Origin of the sequence: Parasedimentitalea psychrophila, from assembly GCF_030285785.1 — a bacterium.
Classification (GTDB): Bacteria; Pseudomonadota; Alphaproteobacteria; order Rhodobacterales; family Rhodobacteraceae; genus Parasedimentitalea; species Parasedimentitalea psychrophila.
Window position 1 is genome coordinate 3061707 of the sequence record NZ_CP127247.1, and the last position, 15781, is coordinate 3077487.

Annotated in this window: 12 protein-coding genes and 1 pseudogene; 10 read left to right on the plus strand and 3 right to left on the minus strand. The window is 55.0% G+C overall.

Annotated elements, in window-relative coordinates; genetic code table 11:
• Position 1: 1 nt before the first annotated feature.
• Positions 2 to 1369, minus strand: coding sequence for a CmpA/NrtA family ABC transporter substrate-binding protein (locus tag QPJ95_RS14935; protein ID WP_270920763.1), 1368 nt, complete (start codon positions 1367 to 1369; stop codon positions 2 to 4).
• A 622-nt stretch (positions 1370 to 1991) separates the two neighbouring features.
• Positions 1992 to 2894 (minus strand): LysR family transcriptional regulator, encoded by a 903-nt coding sequence (locus QPJ95_RS14940; RefSeq protein WP_270920764.1) that lies wholly within the window; start codon positions 2892 to 2894, stop codon positions 1992 to 1994.
• Positions 2895 to 3006: 112 nt separating this feature from the next.
• Here QPJ95_RS14940 and QPJ95_RS14945 point away from each other — a divergent pair, with 112 nt between their 5' ends.
• The 8 genes and pseudogenes from QPJ95_RS14945 (at position 3007) to QPJ95_RS14980 (ending at position 11699) form a co-directional block, all read left to right on the plus strand.
• Positions 3007 to 3438, plus strand: coding sequence for a DoxX family protein (locus tag QPJ95_RS14945; RefSeq protein WP_270920765.1), 432 nt, complete (start codon positions 3007 to 3009; stop codon positions 3436 to 3438).
• Between the two features lie 145 nt (positions 3439 to 3583).
• Entirely contained in the window at positions 3584 to 4519 is a 936-nt protein-coding gene (locus tag QPJ95_RS14950; RefSeq protein ID WP_286018136.1) for a pirin family protein, read from the plus strand.
• Positions 4520 to 5258: 739 nt separating this feature from the next.
• Positions 5259 to 5369: pseudogene (locus QPJ95_RS14955) on the plus strand (IS6 family transposase); the annotation flags it as partial.
• 250 nt (positions 5370 to 5619) lie between these two features.
• Positions 5620 to 6753 carry an MFS transporter gene (locus QPJ95_RS14960; RefSeq protein ID WP_270916925.1) on the plus strand — a complete coding sequence of 378 codons (1134 nt, stop codon included), beginning with the start codon at positions 5620 to 5622 and terminating at the stop codon, positions 6751 to 6753.
• A 249-nt stretch (positions 6754 to 7002) separates the two neighbouring features.
• Positions 7003 to 8460 (plus strand): caspase family protein, encoded by a 1458-nt coding sequence (locus QPJ95_RS14965; protein ID WP_270916926.1) that lies wholly within the window; start codon positions 7003 to 7005, stop codon positions 8458 to 8460.
• Between the two features lie 38 nt (positions 8461 to 8498).
• Complete coding sequence (locus QPJ95_RS14970; RefSeq protein WP_270916927.1) at positions 8499 to 9155, plus strand: M15 family metallopeptidase; 657 nt, start codon at positions 8499 to 8501, stop codon at positions 9153 to 9155.
• A gap of 389 nt (positions 9156 to 9544) precedes the next feature.
• Positions 9545 to 11254 (plus strand): sulfatase-like hydrolase/transferase, encoded by a 1710-nt coding sequence (locus QPJ95_RS14975; protein WP_270916928.1) that lies wholly within the window; start codon positions 9545 to 9547, stop codon positions 11252 to 11254.
• A 61-nt stretch (positions 11255 to 11315) separates the two neighbouring features.
• On the plus strand, positions 11316 to 11699 hold the full coding sequence (locus QPJ95_RS14980) for a diacylglycerol kinase (RefSeq protein WP_270916929.1): 384 nt from the start codon (positions 11316 to 11318) through the stop codon (positions 11697 to 11699).
• Between the two features lie 98 nt (positions 11700 to 11797).
• Here QPJ95_RS14980 and QPJ95_RS14985 read toward each other — a convergent pair whose 3' ends face one another.
• Positions 11798 to 12691, minus strand: a complete 894-nt coding sequence (locus tag QPJ95_RS14985) for a LysR family transcriptional regulator (protein ID WP_270916930.1) — start codon at positions 12689 to 12691, stop codon at positions 11798 to 11800.
• Positions 12692 to 12771: 80 nt separating this feature from the next.
• Here QPJ95_RS14985 and QPJ95_RS14990 point away from each other — a divergent pair, with 80 nt between their 5' ends.
• Both QPJ95_RS14990 and QPJ95_RS14995 read left to right on the plus strand, forming a co-directional pair.
• Positions 12772 to 13947, plus strand: a complete 1176-nt coding sequence (locus QPJ95_RS14990; RefSeq protein ID WP_270916931.1) for a CaiB/BaiF CoA transferase family protein — start codon at positions 12772 to 12774, stop codon at positions 13945 to 13947.
• Positions 13944 to 15080, plus strand: a complete 1137-nt coding sequence (locus QPJ95_RS14995) for an acyl-CoA dehydrogenase family protein (RefSeq protein ID WP_270916932.1) — start codon at positions 13944 to 13946, stop codon at positions 15078 to 15080. Before QPJ95_RS14990 ends, QPJ95_RS14995 begins: the two co-directional genes overlap by 4 nt.
• Positions 15081 to 15781 lie beyond the last annotated feature (701 nt).

The window sequence follows — 15781 nt, forward strand, 5'->3', positions numbered from 1 at the left end:
CTTAGCCGTGCACCGCGCCGTCATTGACGGTTTGGGTGCCTTTTAGGCCGATCGGCAGGCTGTCGAGATAGGCGTTGGGGGTGCGGCCATCGAAGGGGATGCCGTCGATGACATCAGCAGCGGGCGTTGGAGATTTGTAGCCGTCGCTGGTCCAGGGGAAATCAGCCGCTTCGGCGTGGCCTTCGTCGACCAGCATTTGTGCGGCTTGCAGATAGATGTCCGGTTTGTAGACCGACCGGGCCAGCTCATCATACCAGCTGTCGGGTTTGGCATCGGCGATCTGTCCCCAGCGGCGCATCTGGGTCAGGGTCCAGACCGCATCCGAGTAGAACGGGTAGGTGGCGTTGTAGCGGAAGAAGACGTTGAAATCGGGAATCGGGCGGATGTCACCGCTTTCGTATTCAAAACTACCTGTCATCGAAGCGGCGATCACCTCGCGGTCGGCACCTACATATTCCCGGCGCGACAGGGTATCGACGGCCGCCTCGCGGTTGGCATTGTTGTCTTCATCCAGCCAGATGGCGGCGCGGATCAGTGCTTTGACCACTGCGAGGGTGGTATTGGGATTTTCTTCAACAAATTTGGCGCTGAACCCCAGCACTTTTTCCGGATTGTTCTTCCACAGTTCGTAATCTGTAATCACCGGTACGCCGATGCCCTTGATGACCGCCTGCTGGTTCCATGGCTCACCAACACTGTAGCCATTGATGGTGCCAGCCTCGAGCGTTGCGGGCATTTGCGGCGGCGGGGTGACCGACAAAAAGACATCGGCGTCGATCTGGCCGGTGATGTCCTGCGCACTGTAATAACCCGGGTTGATGCCACCCGCCGCCAGCCAATAGCGCAGCTCGTAATTATGGGTCGAGACGGGGAACACCATGCCCATGTTAAAAGCCCGGCCCTCGGCGTTGAATTGCTCGATCACCGGCGCCAGCGCGCGGGCTGAAATCGGATGCTGCGGACGGCCGTCCGCTTGCGACGGGATATGCGGCCGCATGCTGTCCCAGACAGATTGCGAAACCGTGATGCCGTTGCCGTTCAGATCCATTGAGATCGGTGTGACGATATGCGCCTGAGTGCCATAGCCCATGGTTGCGGCCAGCGGTTGGCCCGCCAGCATGTGGGCGCCAGCCAGTTGACCGTCGATGACCCGGTCCAGCAGCACCTTCCAGTTGGCTTGCGATTCCAGCGTCACAAACAGGCCTTCGTCGTCAAAGAACCCCTGTTCATAGGCCACCGCCAGCGGTGCCATGTCCGTTAGCTTGATAAAGCCAAGGGTCAGTACATCCTGCTCCAACTCAAGCGGCGCGGATAAGGCGGGAGTTGCCAGTGCTGTGGCTATGGCAAGGGTGCAAAGAGTTCTCTTCAAGGGGGAAACCCTTCCATGTATTTGGGAAACAACAAAAAAAGCCACTAACATGGCTCGTCTGCTGGCGCGCGGCCGAGCCGCTGTGCGCCAAATCCCCAAGCTTAGGGAGAGAGACCGAGGCAGTCTCCGTTGCCTGCGATGGGTCCAGAATTGTGGCTGTTGACGGAGACGGCAATTAGATTTGCCGCGCCGCAGCATGTGATGCAGGCAGGTGCCTTATTTTTTGGCAAAGTTGCCGATCTGGGGGCTGAATGGTGGCGCTCGGAGAACGATTTGGACAGAATCAGGAGAGCTGGACCGATGGCTCAGGACAGCAGTTGGCTGTCCGGAGCATCGAGCATAGCGCGTACCTGCCGCCTGAAGACCGGACGGTAAGCGAGACAAGACCAGCCACGCCGAAGTGTTTGCAAATTGGTTTGCCTCATCGCTTCACGTGGCCTGCTCGAAATAGGTCTTTTGGTTGGTTTGAGGAATGGCGGGCTCTGGGGGGGCTGAAAATTTCTGTCGGTGATTGTGGACGTGGATCAGGTCATTGCAAGTCCTGCTCCAGTCTCGGAAATGCAAAACCTAACGGATTGTTTTCATTGAGACTGAAATTCCAACGTTCACATAGTCCGACGTATCATTCCCACGGCAGGCGCTTGCATGCTGCAGCAAGGTGATCAACAAACAGGCGCAGCCGAGTTGACTGGAAGCGGTTCGGTTGGAACACTGCATGGATGTCTCGCTCAGGCCAAGTAAGATAATTGGGAAGAAGTTGCTGTAAGCGACGGTTTTTCAAATGTTCGGCAACATAGAACACCGGCAGAATCGCAATGCCGACCCCTTCGACAGCGGAAAAACACAGGACATCCCCGGAATCGGATTTGAAAGAACCGCTCAAACTCACCTGGCCAATCTTTCCTGCCTTGTCCTTATAGCGCCATTCATGCAGGCCGCTGTTGCGGGTATAGGCCAGCACATTGTGCTCCAACAGATCTTCGGGCGTATCAGGCGTTCCATGTCGCTCCAGATACCCTGCGCTGGCGCATAGAATGAAAGGACAAGACGCCATACGCCGCGCGATCAATGACGTGTCTTTCAAACACCCGATCCTGAGCACCAGATCGAACCTCTCGCCCACGATATCGACAAAACGCTCATCAAGGCTCACGTCCAGCTCGACGTCTGGATAGGTGGAAGCAAACTGCGCCACAGCCTGCCCAAGATATTTGACGCCCAAGCTCAACGGGAGGCTAACCTTCAAGGGTCCGCGAGGGTGGGACTTCAATTCGTAAATCTGTTCCTTGGCTTCTTGCAGATCCTCTAATGCTCGTTTTGCGCGCTCAAAATAGATGACACCTTCTTCGGTCACAGACACGTTTCGCGTGGTCCGATTGAGCAGCTTGACTTGCAAATCCAGTTCCAGGTTCTGGACCTGTTTGGACACAGCGGAACTGGTGATGCCCAGAACGCGTGCCGCCCCTGCGAAGCTGCGGGCCTGAACCACCGCGATGAAGATCCCGACACGCGATATCTGATCCATGCGATTGGCAACCTTTTGGAATGAGTGAGGTTATGAACCGCTATATTATCAACCATACTTCTCAATGCAATATTGGCCTCAGATGGAAACACAACACATTTGGAGAATGGCAATGACACTGGAAACCAACACAAACTACGGCGCAATGATCACCCGCTTGGGCCTTGGCGGCGTTCTGCTGTCCCATGGGCTCCTCAAGGTGGTGGTGTTCACTGTCCCCGGCACAGTGGCTTATTTCGAAAGTCTGGGCTTACCTGCAGCAGCGGCGTACCTGACCATACTTGCAGAATTAGCGGGCGGCGCGGCGATCCTTCTGGGGCTCTACACCCGGCTTGCTGCCCTGCTGTCGATGCCGCTGTTGGTCGGCGCGCTCTGGGCACATTCGGGCAATGGCTGGTTGTTCAGCTCCCAAGGTGGCGGCTGGGAATTTCCACTGTTGCTGGTGGTTCTGGCCGCTTCGGTCGCGGTCCAGGGAAGTGGCCCCTTTGCCCTGCGCAAACTGCCACTCATCGACGGTTTCATTCCCCAGGCGCTCAAAGCCTGAGCCGATCCCTCTTACCTCTCAAAGAAAGCTGAACCTGTGCCCAATTTCCTGATTTTCGCCGGAAGCGCCCGCAAGGCGTCGACCAATTGATCGCCACGTCAAACGCCCTGGCGGCGTCTTTGCTCGCAACCAGAAAGGACCTGAGATGAGCTGGAACCCCGCAATTGAACCGACCTGCCCGAGCGTGGATAACATGGATGCGATCGAGACGCTGATCGTCCCTCGCGCCCGCGACATTGGAAACTTCGAAGTGCGCCGTGCGCTGCCATCGCCCAGACGGCAAATGGTCGGCCCCTTCGTGTTCTTCGACCAGATGGGACCGGCGGAATTCATCACCCAACAGGGTATCGACGTGCGCCCGCACCCGCATATCGGCCTCGCGACAGTGACATATCTCTATAAAGGTGAATTCCAGCATCAGGACTCGCTGGGCACCAATCAGATGATCTATCCCGGCGAAGTGAACTGGATGATAGCGGGCCACGGGGTGACCCACTCCGAACGCACCAGTGCGCAGACCCGCAAGGGCCCCAGCAGCCTGTTCGGCATCCAGACATGGGTTGCCCTGCCAGAGCATGCCGAAGACATCGACGCGGATTTCGAGCATCACAAGGAAACCGCGCTGCCATTCATCGAAGGCGAAGGCAAGCAAGTGCGCCTGATCCTTGGCGATGCCTGGGGTGAACGCGCACCCACCAAGACGTTCAGCGAAATGTTCTATGCCGATGCCGTGCTCGAAGCGGGTGCGAGGTTGCCCATGCCTGACAACCACGAGGACCGCGGGATCTACGTCACAGACGGCAGCATCGAGGTGGCGGGCGATGTCTTCCAATCGGGCCAGATGATGGTATTCCGCCCTGGTGACGCCATTACAGTCAAAGCAGGCCCCGCCGGTGCGCGGCTGATGTTGCTGGGCGGCGAAACTCTGAACGGCCCGCGCCATATCTGGTGGAATTTTGTAGCTTCATCGAAAGAAAAAATCGAGGCCGCCAAGGACGCTTGGGCGGCCGGCGACTGGGAACACGGCCGCTTCAAGCTGCCTCCCAGCGACAAGGGCGAATTCATTCCCATACCGGACTAGATCGTAGAGGCGTACCTGGGGGCAGGGCAGGGCCCCATGCCGCCAACATAGTTGACCCAGTGCTGTCCAAAAGCGGTCGAAACTCCTCTGAATAGATACTCCTCTCCAGTTCCAGAAGGCCTCGACCCAGCAAAATCCAAGAAATTCATGCACAGACGATCAAACCAGGCCTTTCAGGTGGGGCTCGGTCAGGCCAGGCGGGCGCTTTTGCACGGGCAATCCCCGCTGGCTCGCGGCGATGTAACAACAACACCCCTAACCTCACCCCTCATCGAGCCTTAAACACCCTACGGTCACGGGGGATGAGTTACCCGCATGCTTCAGAAGGCCAGGAAGGACCCACGAGGCGTAGAAAAAGGACTGAACTTTAAGGACGAGGAGGAGTGGGCAACCGCTGGAGCTCCTTCAAAAACGCCCACTCCTAGCCGATAATGCAATCCAAGTCTGGGACTGGGGCTGGGACGTTGGCAGTTCTCAACGTTAGAGGAGGCAAGGGCCTCTTCGATGTTTTTAAACGCTGCACGCACAGATGGGTACCTGTCGTCATTGTCACCGTTTGGCGTAGATGACATGGAATTCTGAAGCGAACCCAAAGGGTTTTTCTTACCCAAACTAATTTCCCGGTTTTGCAATCCCGGTTTCGAATATTGCTCATACTGATTGGCAATAGGGTATCCGTTGTCCAACTTTTTTGTTGGTATTCCAAGTCTCCATCGAGATGGCTTTGATGATGTAACCGCCCCTGTCGCTCCGGGATGTGGATGATTTGCTGCATGAGCGCGGGATCGAAATCAGTCATGAGACTGTGCGATTTTGGTGGAACCGGTTCGGACCAATGTTCGCTGCGGAAACCGTACCGCCGCTCTCGCTGAGTGGCGCCAACTGGGCGCGGCATAAAGGACAGTCATTTTGTCCTTGCAGAGACCCGTTCGAATTGGTCTGACAACACCCTCTCATGTCCTGTCGTTGCATTGAAACGACATCATCATTACGGATGCGGTACGAAGCCTAACTGATCCTCTCGCCTAGGCCGGGACGAAAATAGTCACGGCCCAGTACCGACTACGACATTCTCAGTTTCAGTAAAGCTAGGACCTTCATTGACAGACTATTCATCGACAGCCCCAGCACGTCTTGCCACGCGGCTTGCTTTTTTTGTCGCTGGTTTTTCTATGGCTTGTTGTGCGCCGCTCTTTCCATTCATCAAAGCCAGAGTGGGCGCTGATGAAAGCCAGTTCGGAGTTCTTCTCCTTTGCCTCGGGCTGGGTTCGATCATTGCCATGCCGGTCACCGGCATCATTGCCACGCGTAGCGGTGCCAAACCGATGGTCCTGCTCGGAGGTTTCGGTCTTGTCGTGTTCTTGCCCGTTTTAGCGATGGCGGCAACGCCGCTTGCCCTCGGAGTCGCCATATTTCTGTTTGGTGCCTCACTTGGCACAGTTGATGTCGCAATGAATGTCCATGGTATTGAAGTCGAAGGGCAAGAAAAGCGCCCGCTGATGTCAAACTTTCACGCCCAGTTCAGCCTTGGCGGCCTCTTTGGGGCCGGGCTTATGACCCTGATTTTGTCCCTAAATGTCTCGGTCGTGAATGCAGCGCTCATCGGGGCGGCAGTGGCGCTTTGTGGTATGTTACTGGCCGGTCCCCGCCTTCTTTGTGTCAGCGGTGGGAAGCCTGAGCCTTTCGCGCTGCCGCGTGGCAGCGTTATGCTTCTTGCGATACTTGCCGCGATCACGTTTCTAGTAGAAGGGGCTGTCCTAGACTGGGGGGCGCTTTTGATTATTGAGCGCCAGCTAACCGATGCGCAAAGTGCGGGCGTGGGATACATACTATTCTCTGTCGCGATGGTAATTGCACGACTAACAGGCGACCGTATAGTTGCAGCGCTCGGCGAATTTTGGGTCCTTGTCTTTGGCGGTCTCTTGACGATCATCGGACTGGCTACAGTTTTGGTTTCTGCTTGGCCGCTCGTCGCACTGGCAGGATTTGTCTTGATAGGTTTGGGAGCTGCCAACTTGGTTCCCATCGTCTTTAGCCTTGCCGGTCGACAAAAAGTAATGCCAGCAGGCTTGGCAGTCGCATCGGTTACCACAACAGGTTACGTGGGTATTCTGGTGGGCCCCGCTTTGGTTGGATTTGCTGCAGGCGCAACCAGCTTGCCCACTGCATTCTGGTTGCTGGCGCTGTTTATGGCCATCGTACCTTTGACCGCCCGCATTATTGTATCAGACTAGAATTATCAGGCTGCAGCCGAAAAACAGACCAGTCGTGCGACGGTAGGTTTGGCTCTGACCAGCCATTCACCTCAGTGGTCATGAAGGTCCGCAGCCGACCGGGCGCTGCGGTTGAAGCGCAGACCGGGTCGAGCTGGAGCAATAATCCAGATACATCGTTTCATCGGACTGGAGAGGTTTGAGAAAAAGCTTGGTCAAATGGCGGTGGTCTGACAATCTAAAAGCCAGAGAAGAGGCGAGTTTAGCGCAATGACCCAAGCAGTAATACACGCTATTGGAACAGCCATCGTTGCCCTGCTGACCCTCACCTTTTGGAACAGCAGCGTCTTGGCCGGGGACCGCGTTGCCTTGGTTATTGGCAACTCAAAATACACGCACACATCTTCATTGGCCAACCCGGAAAATGACGCGATATCAATGACGAGCACCCTGCGCGATGCGGGTTTTACCGTGACCAAGCTGGTGAATGCAGATCAGGTGACGATGAAAAGGGAGCTGCTGAAATTTGGGCGGCGTCTGCGGGAGGACAATGTTGATGCGGGGTTGTTTTATTATGCCGGGCATGGGGTTCAGCTGCATGGAGAGAACTATCTGGTTCCCGTTAACGCGCAGATTCTCGATGAGGATGAGATTGATCTTGAGGCGATCAATGTAAATAATTTTCTTCAGGTCATGAATTCTTCAAATGCCAATATCAACATCATCATATTGGACGCTTGCCGCAACAATCCCTTCGTCGGGTCTTCGCGCTCCGCATCAAGGGGGCTGGCATCGGTTGACGCACCAAAAGGGACCCTTATCGCCTATGCAACGGCTCCTGGCTCTGTTGCGCTTGACGGAGCGGGGCAGAATTCCCCTTACACCAAGGCCCTTGTCGCGGCGATTTCATCTGGCGGAGGGCGCACAATTGAATCTGTTTTCAAAACAGCCAGAAGCGAGGTGCTGGCCGTCACTGGCGACAAGCAAGTTCCATGGGAAACCAGCTCAATAACCGGGGATTTCTATTTCCATTCAGAACAAGGCCAACCTGCGCAAAACTCCAGTTCAACAGTTTTTGTGCCTACCCAAGACGCCATAGCCCAAAAATACGCCCTGGCCGAACGGCTAGACAGCCGCGCAGCATGGAGAGCGTTCCTGAACGACTATCAGGACATTCCGGATAACTTTTATGTCGTTCTGGCCATCGACGCACTGTCCAGACTGGAAGAACCTGCAAAGCAGGCCGCGCGGCATTTACCGATGCCCGATATCCGCATGCGGGAGTGCTATACACGGCGATTTGGCAACATCCAGAGCAAGCTCTGCGTTTCATCGGTCCTTGGCACGCAATCTGGAAATACATACAGCGGCGACAATTTGGCTGACGGTAATATGAACACCGCCTGGGTAGAAGGTGAGACCGGCGACGGGATAGGTGAAGTTTTGCGTTTTTCGTTCGAGAGGCCAACCACCATAAATGAAATTCTGATCGCAAACGGCTACAACAAAAGTAAAAGTGCCTACATGAAGAATAGCCGGGTGAGGTCATTCAACGTGCGGACCTCAACCGGTTTCGAGGGCGATATTCAAGTTGTAGATAGCGGTCGGTTTCAGGTGTTAAACATACCATATTTGGGCGACGTCAATTGGATAACATTGACCCTGACCAGCGTGCACAGAGGAACGAGATACCGTGACACTGCAATAAGCGAATTGCGGCTTCAGTGACTATTGGGTCGCGGGTTTGCAGGATTATCAGTTCAATTTTGCTGAACCTCGTGGCGCATCACGCCAATGCCGCCGACCTACCCGCTGGGTTTGTATATCTGCAAGATATTGATGCATCTATTGTTGAGGATATTCGGTATGCGACAGATAATAATTTTGTCGGCAAACCCCTTGCCGGGTACGGTTCTCCGGACTGTGTAATGGTCGAGAACGCAGCCAGAGCTCTATCCTCTTTGCAAAGGGAGCTGGCAAAAAAGAACTTAGCGCTGGTGGTTTTTGACTGTTACCGTCCCGCACGTGCGGTACGTGAAATGGTAGATTACGTCACCGCGCATGATGTTTCGGATGAGACCTATTTTCCGAATCTGACGTCGCATCAGCTGATACCAAAAGGCTATATTGCTTCCCGTTCCGGGCATTCTGCCGGTGGAACGGTAGATCTGACAATCGCGCGTAAAACCTTAGGCAAAATAACGCTATTGGATATGGGTACCAAATTCGATTTCTTCGATCTGAAAAGCCAATCCAGCTCGAAGCTGGTTTCCGAAGGTGCTGCGCAAAACCGTCGGTTCTTGATAACAGCAATGGAGCGCGCAGGGTTTGGCAATTACCCCAGAGAGTGGTGGCATTTCAGCTTTAGAAATGAACCATTTAAGGGGCACAGCTTTGATTTCCCGATTGCCAAGCGACATTGACAAACGGCTCGCTGTGTCCGCTCTGGCGTCATTTCCACGATTGAAATGCTGCAGTGCCACCTCGACATGGACGGTGAATGTCTCATCTGGGCTCTTCGCTACATTTATGAGTGAGTGAAGTGGCCCACCTGCTGCACCATGCACATTTCGACAATAAGGGCGGCGGTTTCAACGGGGCGACGCAACACTTTAATCTTTTAGGAAAGATGGAGTGAGCACCATGAAGTATCGTCGCCGCATATTTTCACGGATAAGCAGAAGTCAGAGATTTGGGACCAAATCATCGGGCACAACTTACTGAAATTGGCTTCAATACGGGGCATGTGCTGGCAGATAGGCAAGAAAGATATTCGACTAACGATTGAGCGCGAAGGCGCAGGGCTTTAACCTTGACAGGCTCTGCCGTTACAGCGACTGGCTGGCGAACTGATTATACAGAAAGAAATTTGATGGCGAATGTTATTTCCTTATTGCGGTGGGTTATCGCTGGCCTGCGCTTTGTCTCTATCCTCCTGCCCGGGCTGGTCGCCCTGTACCTTATCCTGCGGGCGTTGTGGGACAATGACACCAGCGATATTCGGTACGGCGTGGGGATGACAGTGATCCTGGGGCTTTCGCTTCTTGTGTCTACACCTGGGCCGCAAGGACAGCGCTTGTATCGGTTCGAGGCCGGTTGGGTGTTCTGGCTGATCTCAATGGTTCTGATCTTTCCGGTCACTGTGACGGCGTTGATTTTTGGCAATGTGGACGTCGCGGCATTTGTGTTCCACTGGGTCTTTGGGGTCGAAGGTACGCCCTGGGGTGAAATCATTCCCTATGTTTTTACAACTTTCATGTACTGGCTGGCGCTGTCTGTCACATTCCTGCGTATGCGCCCCTGGATGGCAGACCTACGGTATCGCAACTTGGCCTTTGGAGCAGGTGTTCTGGCTATCAATCCGCTGCTTGTGGACGTGGTGCAAAGCCAGGGACTGTCGCAATTTGAGCAACAAGAATCATTTGTGACAAATTTCATCCCTCTGCAACCAACCGCCGCGACTACGGATATGAACAACCCCAACATTATTTATGTCTTCCTAGAAGGGCTGGAGCGCACCTACGGAGAGGCCAGCGGCTTTGGCGATGCCTACGCACCCATTCGAGAGTTGGGTGAGGCGAACCTTGAAATGACCAACATTCATCAGATCTATGCGACCGGCTGGAGCCTAGCAGGAACGATTGCAACCCAATGCGGCGTGCCGGTCGTGATCAACGTATTTAACGCAATAGCCGACAGGTCGAACGATGACCCGCTTGTTCCCAAGGTCATCTGCATGTCGGATTTGACGGCAGCGCGGGGGTATAGAAACGTTTATATTAGCGGCACTGAAATCGCCGGCGAAAACCAAGGTCACTTTGGCTATGGCAACTTCTATTACAGCCACGGCGGTGCACAGTTCATCGACCGATCTGACTTGTTTGAAGAATACGGTGAAGACCAAAAGGTGGTACATGGCAGTGATGGCTGGGGATACCGCGATGATCTGGTGATGGAGCGCACTTTGAAAGAACTTGATCACCTTCTTATCGGCGATCAACCATTTTTCCTGACCGTTGCAACGATGGACACACATGGCCCGCGCGCCTTTCGGTCGGATTCTTGTTTGGGTCTGGGCGAACCAATCATTACGCAAGATATCATCGACGCCGTTCGATGTACCTCGGCACTGGCAGCAAAGTTCGTGCGCCAATTGAAAGATAGGACAGCGGGTACCAATACCAGGATCGTGGTGATGAGCGATCACTTGGCCCACCACAACAGCGCCTATGACACGCTTGAGCAATTTGAACGGCGCAACACCGTGATTTTCCTTCAGGATGATCAACCGCCCGTCCATATAGACAGGCCCGGATCCATGCTCGACGTGTTTCCCACCATCCTTGATTGGATCGGTTGGCTGCCCACCGACGATCCGGGTGCGGGACTGGGGGTTTCGCTGTTGCGAGACGATGAGACCCTGGTTGAGCGTTTTGGGGTTGATGTGGTCAACCAGCGTCTTAGCGTGGATATTGAGCTGTCAAAAACGCTATGGAGTGGCGTGGCGGCAGGTGGTGTATAACCTGCGCCAAACCCGGCATCGCGTCGTGGTGTCCGCAATCTTGGCTTAGGGGTGTTGGAAGATGACGGACCGTACACGAAAAACCTCTGGAATTCGCCGCTTGGTTGTAGCCTGTGGGTCAACTGCCAAGGGGATCAGGTACATATTTTCGAACGAAGCTGCCTTTCGTCAGGAAATGCTGGCCTGCGTGGTTCTGGTGCCCGCGTCATTCTTCGTTGCGCCGGATGTGCGGCTCGCGCTGACGCTTATTTCGTCTATGTTGCTCGTGTTGCTCGTCGAGGTGCTAAATACTGCGATTGAGGTTACGATCGACCGGATCTCACTGGATCAACATCCGTTGTCCGGCGCAGCCAAAGAGCTAGGTTCTTTTGCGGTGCTACTGGCGTTGATCAACAGTTTGACCTGGTGGGGGTACGCAATTTTTCTGTTAATATCAGGTGGGTAACACGTGACCATTCAGGCAGGTCTGCCGCCCGCTTGGCAGAATGGGCCTACATCAATTGAGCGCGTAACTTTCGGACAAATCATTTTTCCAAGATATGCTCAGTCCTCAAAGGACTTAGCTGAAAAATGGCAGAACTTGTTCGCCAAAGCACTTGATCGCAATCGCCCTGACCGGGCCAACGCAATACGATGAGGGGCAAGGGTTCCCGTCAGCGGCATTCGGACAATAGCTTGCCCGTCATAGGCCGTTTCATGCGGTATATCGGTTGCCAACAAGCCCACGCCCAGCTGGTTGGCGACCATCGAGCGCAGCATTTCAACTGAGCTCGTTTCATAGGCGATCTTTGGGGTGATCCCGTTCATCTGCGCCAGCGTCAGGAAATAGCTGCGACTGTGCGGCAAGTTCATCAAGATCAACGGATCCTGAAGCAACTCAGCAATACTGACCGCCTTACGGTTCGCGAGCGGATGATTTTGCGGCAAAAGACCATAGGGGCGCACATCGGCCAATGGGATGACATCGAGCGTCGAGGGCAAGCCAAAATCATACATCAGGGCGACATCAATTGTCCCACTTTCGAGCCATGCAGACAGGGTTTCGAGATCACCCTCAAACAATGTTATGCGCGCCGTCGGGTTTTCGCCTTGAAATCCGCGAACCAACGACGGCGCATAACGCGGACCAAGCGTTGAGAAAACGCCCAGATTAAGAGAGGCCCGGTTTGGGTCATCCGCGCTCAGGACTTGTTGCGCTTGGGTTTGCAAATTTCTGAATTCGCCGAGCTTAAGCTGCCCAAACGAGGTCAATACAACACCTTGGCCAGAGCTCCGCGCAAACAGGGCACGCCTCAGATGTTGCTCTACCTTCGCGATAGCAAGCGACACCGACGGCTGTGACACGTTCAACATGCGCGCAGCCGCAGCTGTGCTGCCACCATCGGCGGTGGCAATTACATAATCAATCTGGCGTATGGTGATAGCTATAGGTTTCATTTATCGAACTATGATTACTCTGTATTTTACACTATAGCAATCAACTGCCTAAGCTCCGGCATCACAAGCCGGAGATCCCAATGGAAAATGCTTCCCCTACACAGTCAGCCAGACCCCTTGATGGGGTGCGAGTGCTCGATTTCACGCGTGTTCTCGCAGGGCCATATTGCACCGCAATGATGGCCGATTTGGGCGCGGATGTGATCAAAGTGGAGTCCGTTCACGGGGATGATTATCGCCACATCGGACCGTTTGATCAGGGCGAAAGCCTGCTGTTTCAGGCTCTCAACCGCGGCAAACGCTCAATTGTTTTGGATTTGAAATCGGATGCGGGTCTGGCCACGGTAAAAGCCCTGTTGCGCAGCTCCGATGTGCTGGTTGAAAACTATCGCCCCGGCGTGATGGACAAGCTGGGATTGGGCGAAAAAGCCCTGCGCGAGGAATTTCCCGCGCTGATCTACGTCTCTGTTTCTGGCTTTGGCCAAACCGGGTCAAATGCCTCCAAGCCAGCCTATGACATCATCATTCAGGCGATGAGCGGGCTGATGGATGCAACTGGCGATGCGGACGGTCCACCGACCATGGTTGGCGAAGCCTTTGCTGACGTCGCGGGTGGCCTGTTTGCCGCTTGGGGCACGATGGTGGCGCTATTTGATCGCAGCCGCACCGGCAAAGGTCGGCATGTGGATGTTGCACTGTTTGACTCGCTGATGTCGATGATGCCGATCTTGGCATGTCGTACCTTGATGGAGAAGGTTTCCCCGACCCGCACAGGCAACCGTCATCCGCTGTCCGCACCTTTTGGCACCTATCCGGCGCAGGACGGTTATTTCGCGGTTGCGGTTCTGAATGATCGGCTGTTTGCCACCTTCTGCGAGGTCATCGGCCAGCCGGAACTGGTGCAAGACACTCGATTTTCCACCGATGCGTTGCGCCGCGAAAACGAACCGGCGCTGGCCGAACACATTGACATCTGGGCCAGCACACGTCCCTCGGACGAGATCGTTGCAAGCCTGTCCAGCGCAGGCATTCCCGCCGCCTTGCTTCAATCCGTTGCCCAAGCCTGGGGTTCGCCGCAGGCCCTTGAGCGAGAATTGGCCTCTGATGTTGATCATCCAACCTTGGGTCTCCTCAACGTTCCCGAACAGCCGGTTCATTTCAGTGATGTCCCGCGCGGTAACCGATCTGCCGCGCCAGAACTAAACGCAGATGCCATCGACATCCTGGCGGCACTCTCTAAAGGAAACACCCCATGAGCTATTCGCTGACAGACGACGAGCGCGCCATTACAGCCCAGATCGAACGCTTCTGCACCGAGGTGCTCGCCCCTCAGGCCGCGCGATTGGACGAAGAGGCGCTGTTTGCCACCCTTCACTTGCCTGCCATGGCCGAAATGGGCCTTTTGGGCATGAACTTACCGGAAACAAAGGGGGGCATTGGCCTCACTGGTCCGGCACTTTATGCGGCAGTCGAAGCTGTGGCCGGGGCCTGCGGCTCCACCGCTTCGATGCTGACGGCCCATTTTTTGGCAACGGACTCGCTTCTGCTCGGCGCTGATGACGCATTGCAGGCGCGCATCCTGCCCGATGCTGCCGCCGGTAAAACGCTGGGGGCGTTTGCCCTGACCGAACCGCTAGCGGGCTCTAACCCGGCGGACATGACAACATATGCAATCCGCGAAGGCGATGGATATCGGATCAAAGGCTCGAAATGCTTTATATCCAACGCAGGAGCGGCCGATTTCATCGTGGTCTACGCCAAAACCAACCGAGACACTGGTGCGCGTGGGGTCAGCGCTTTTGTGGTTGAACCAAAGACTACAGAAGGAGTCGACATTGGCCCGAACGAAAGAACCATGGGCCTAAGGGGCGGCCATGTGTTTGGCATAGCTTTCGATTGCTGGGTGCCCGAGGGCAATCGTATCGGCGCGGAAGGCACAGGATTTCGCACCGCGATGAAGGTGCTCGACAATGGCCGGATCGAGGTCGCGGCACAGGCCACCGGCATTGCAAGCGCTGCCCTTGAGACGGCAATTTCTTATGCCAAGGACCGCAAGGTTGGCGGCCACCCGATTGCCGATTTCCAAGGCCTTCAGTGGATGCTGGCAGACAGCGCCACCGATCTGGCGGCGGCGCGGGCGTTGGCGATGCAGGCGGCGGTCAAACGCGGCACTGGCGCACGGTATTCAAGCGAGTCGGCATTTGCCAAGCTTTTTGCCTCTGAGGCGGCCTGGCGCATTGCCGACCGGGCGCTGCAAATTCATGGTGGCTATGGCTACACCCGAGATTTCCCCTTGGAACGCTACCTGCGCGATCTTCGGATTTTCCGTATCTACGAAGGATCCTCGGAAATTCAACGCAGCATCATCGCACGCAGCCTGCTAAAATGAGGCCGCAATAACAGTTGAGTGGGCATTTGTAGGTAACGGTCCGCAACTGGGTGCTGCTCCATGCAACCAGTTGCGATACAAAAGTCAACAAAAAGAAAGACTAAGCAGCCCAGTGATAGGCCGCGAAGCTCACGACGTTTGTTTGCAAGGCCGAGCTCTTACCATTTCACAACGCCGGCTCTACAGTTTCAGGACTTATTTCATACAAAATCGAGGGCGCTTCAGCGTTGATTTCGCCCCACATGACAAGTCATCGTCCCAATGGACTTGAACTGTGTCTTACCCTAACGTTCAGACCAGATCACCCCGTGGGGCCAGCCCTCCGGGCTCAGCCAACAGTGAATAGACTCAACTCAAACCGACGCGCCCTCTCCGAAATCGGGCCCAAACGGTGTCAGGAGAGTGAATTGCCGCGTTGGATAAAGAGATTTGCACTCTTGCTGACTTGCCTGTTTGCGGTCGCCTTTCTGGTTGTTTGGCTGATATTGTCCTCTTCGGTTTTGGCCAAGATCCGAGGAAACTTGACTGCGCGCCTTCTTACTGGCGAACTGGGCCAATCTGTTCAGATAACAGGTGGAGTGGGGGTGGATCTTGGTCGGGTGCTGCATGTTGTGGCCGAAGGATTGATTTTGCCCAGTCAAACCATCGCCGATGTCAATCTGGCTGAGATTGGCCTACTGGAATTTGATGTGGCTCTGAGC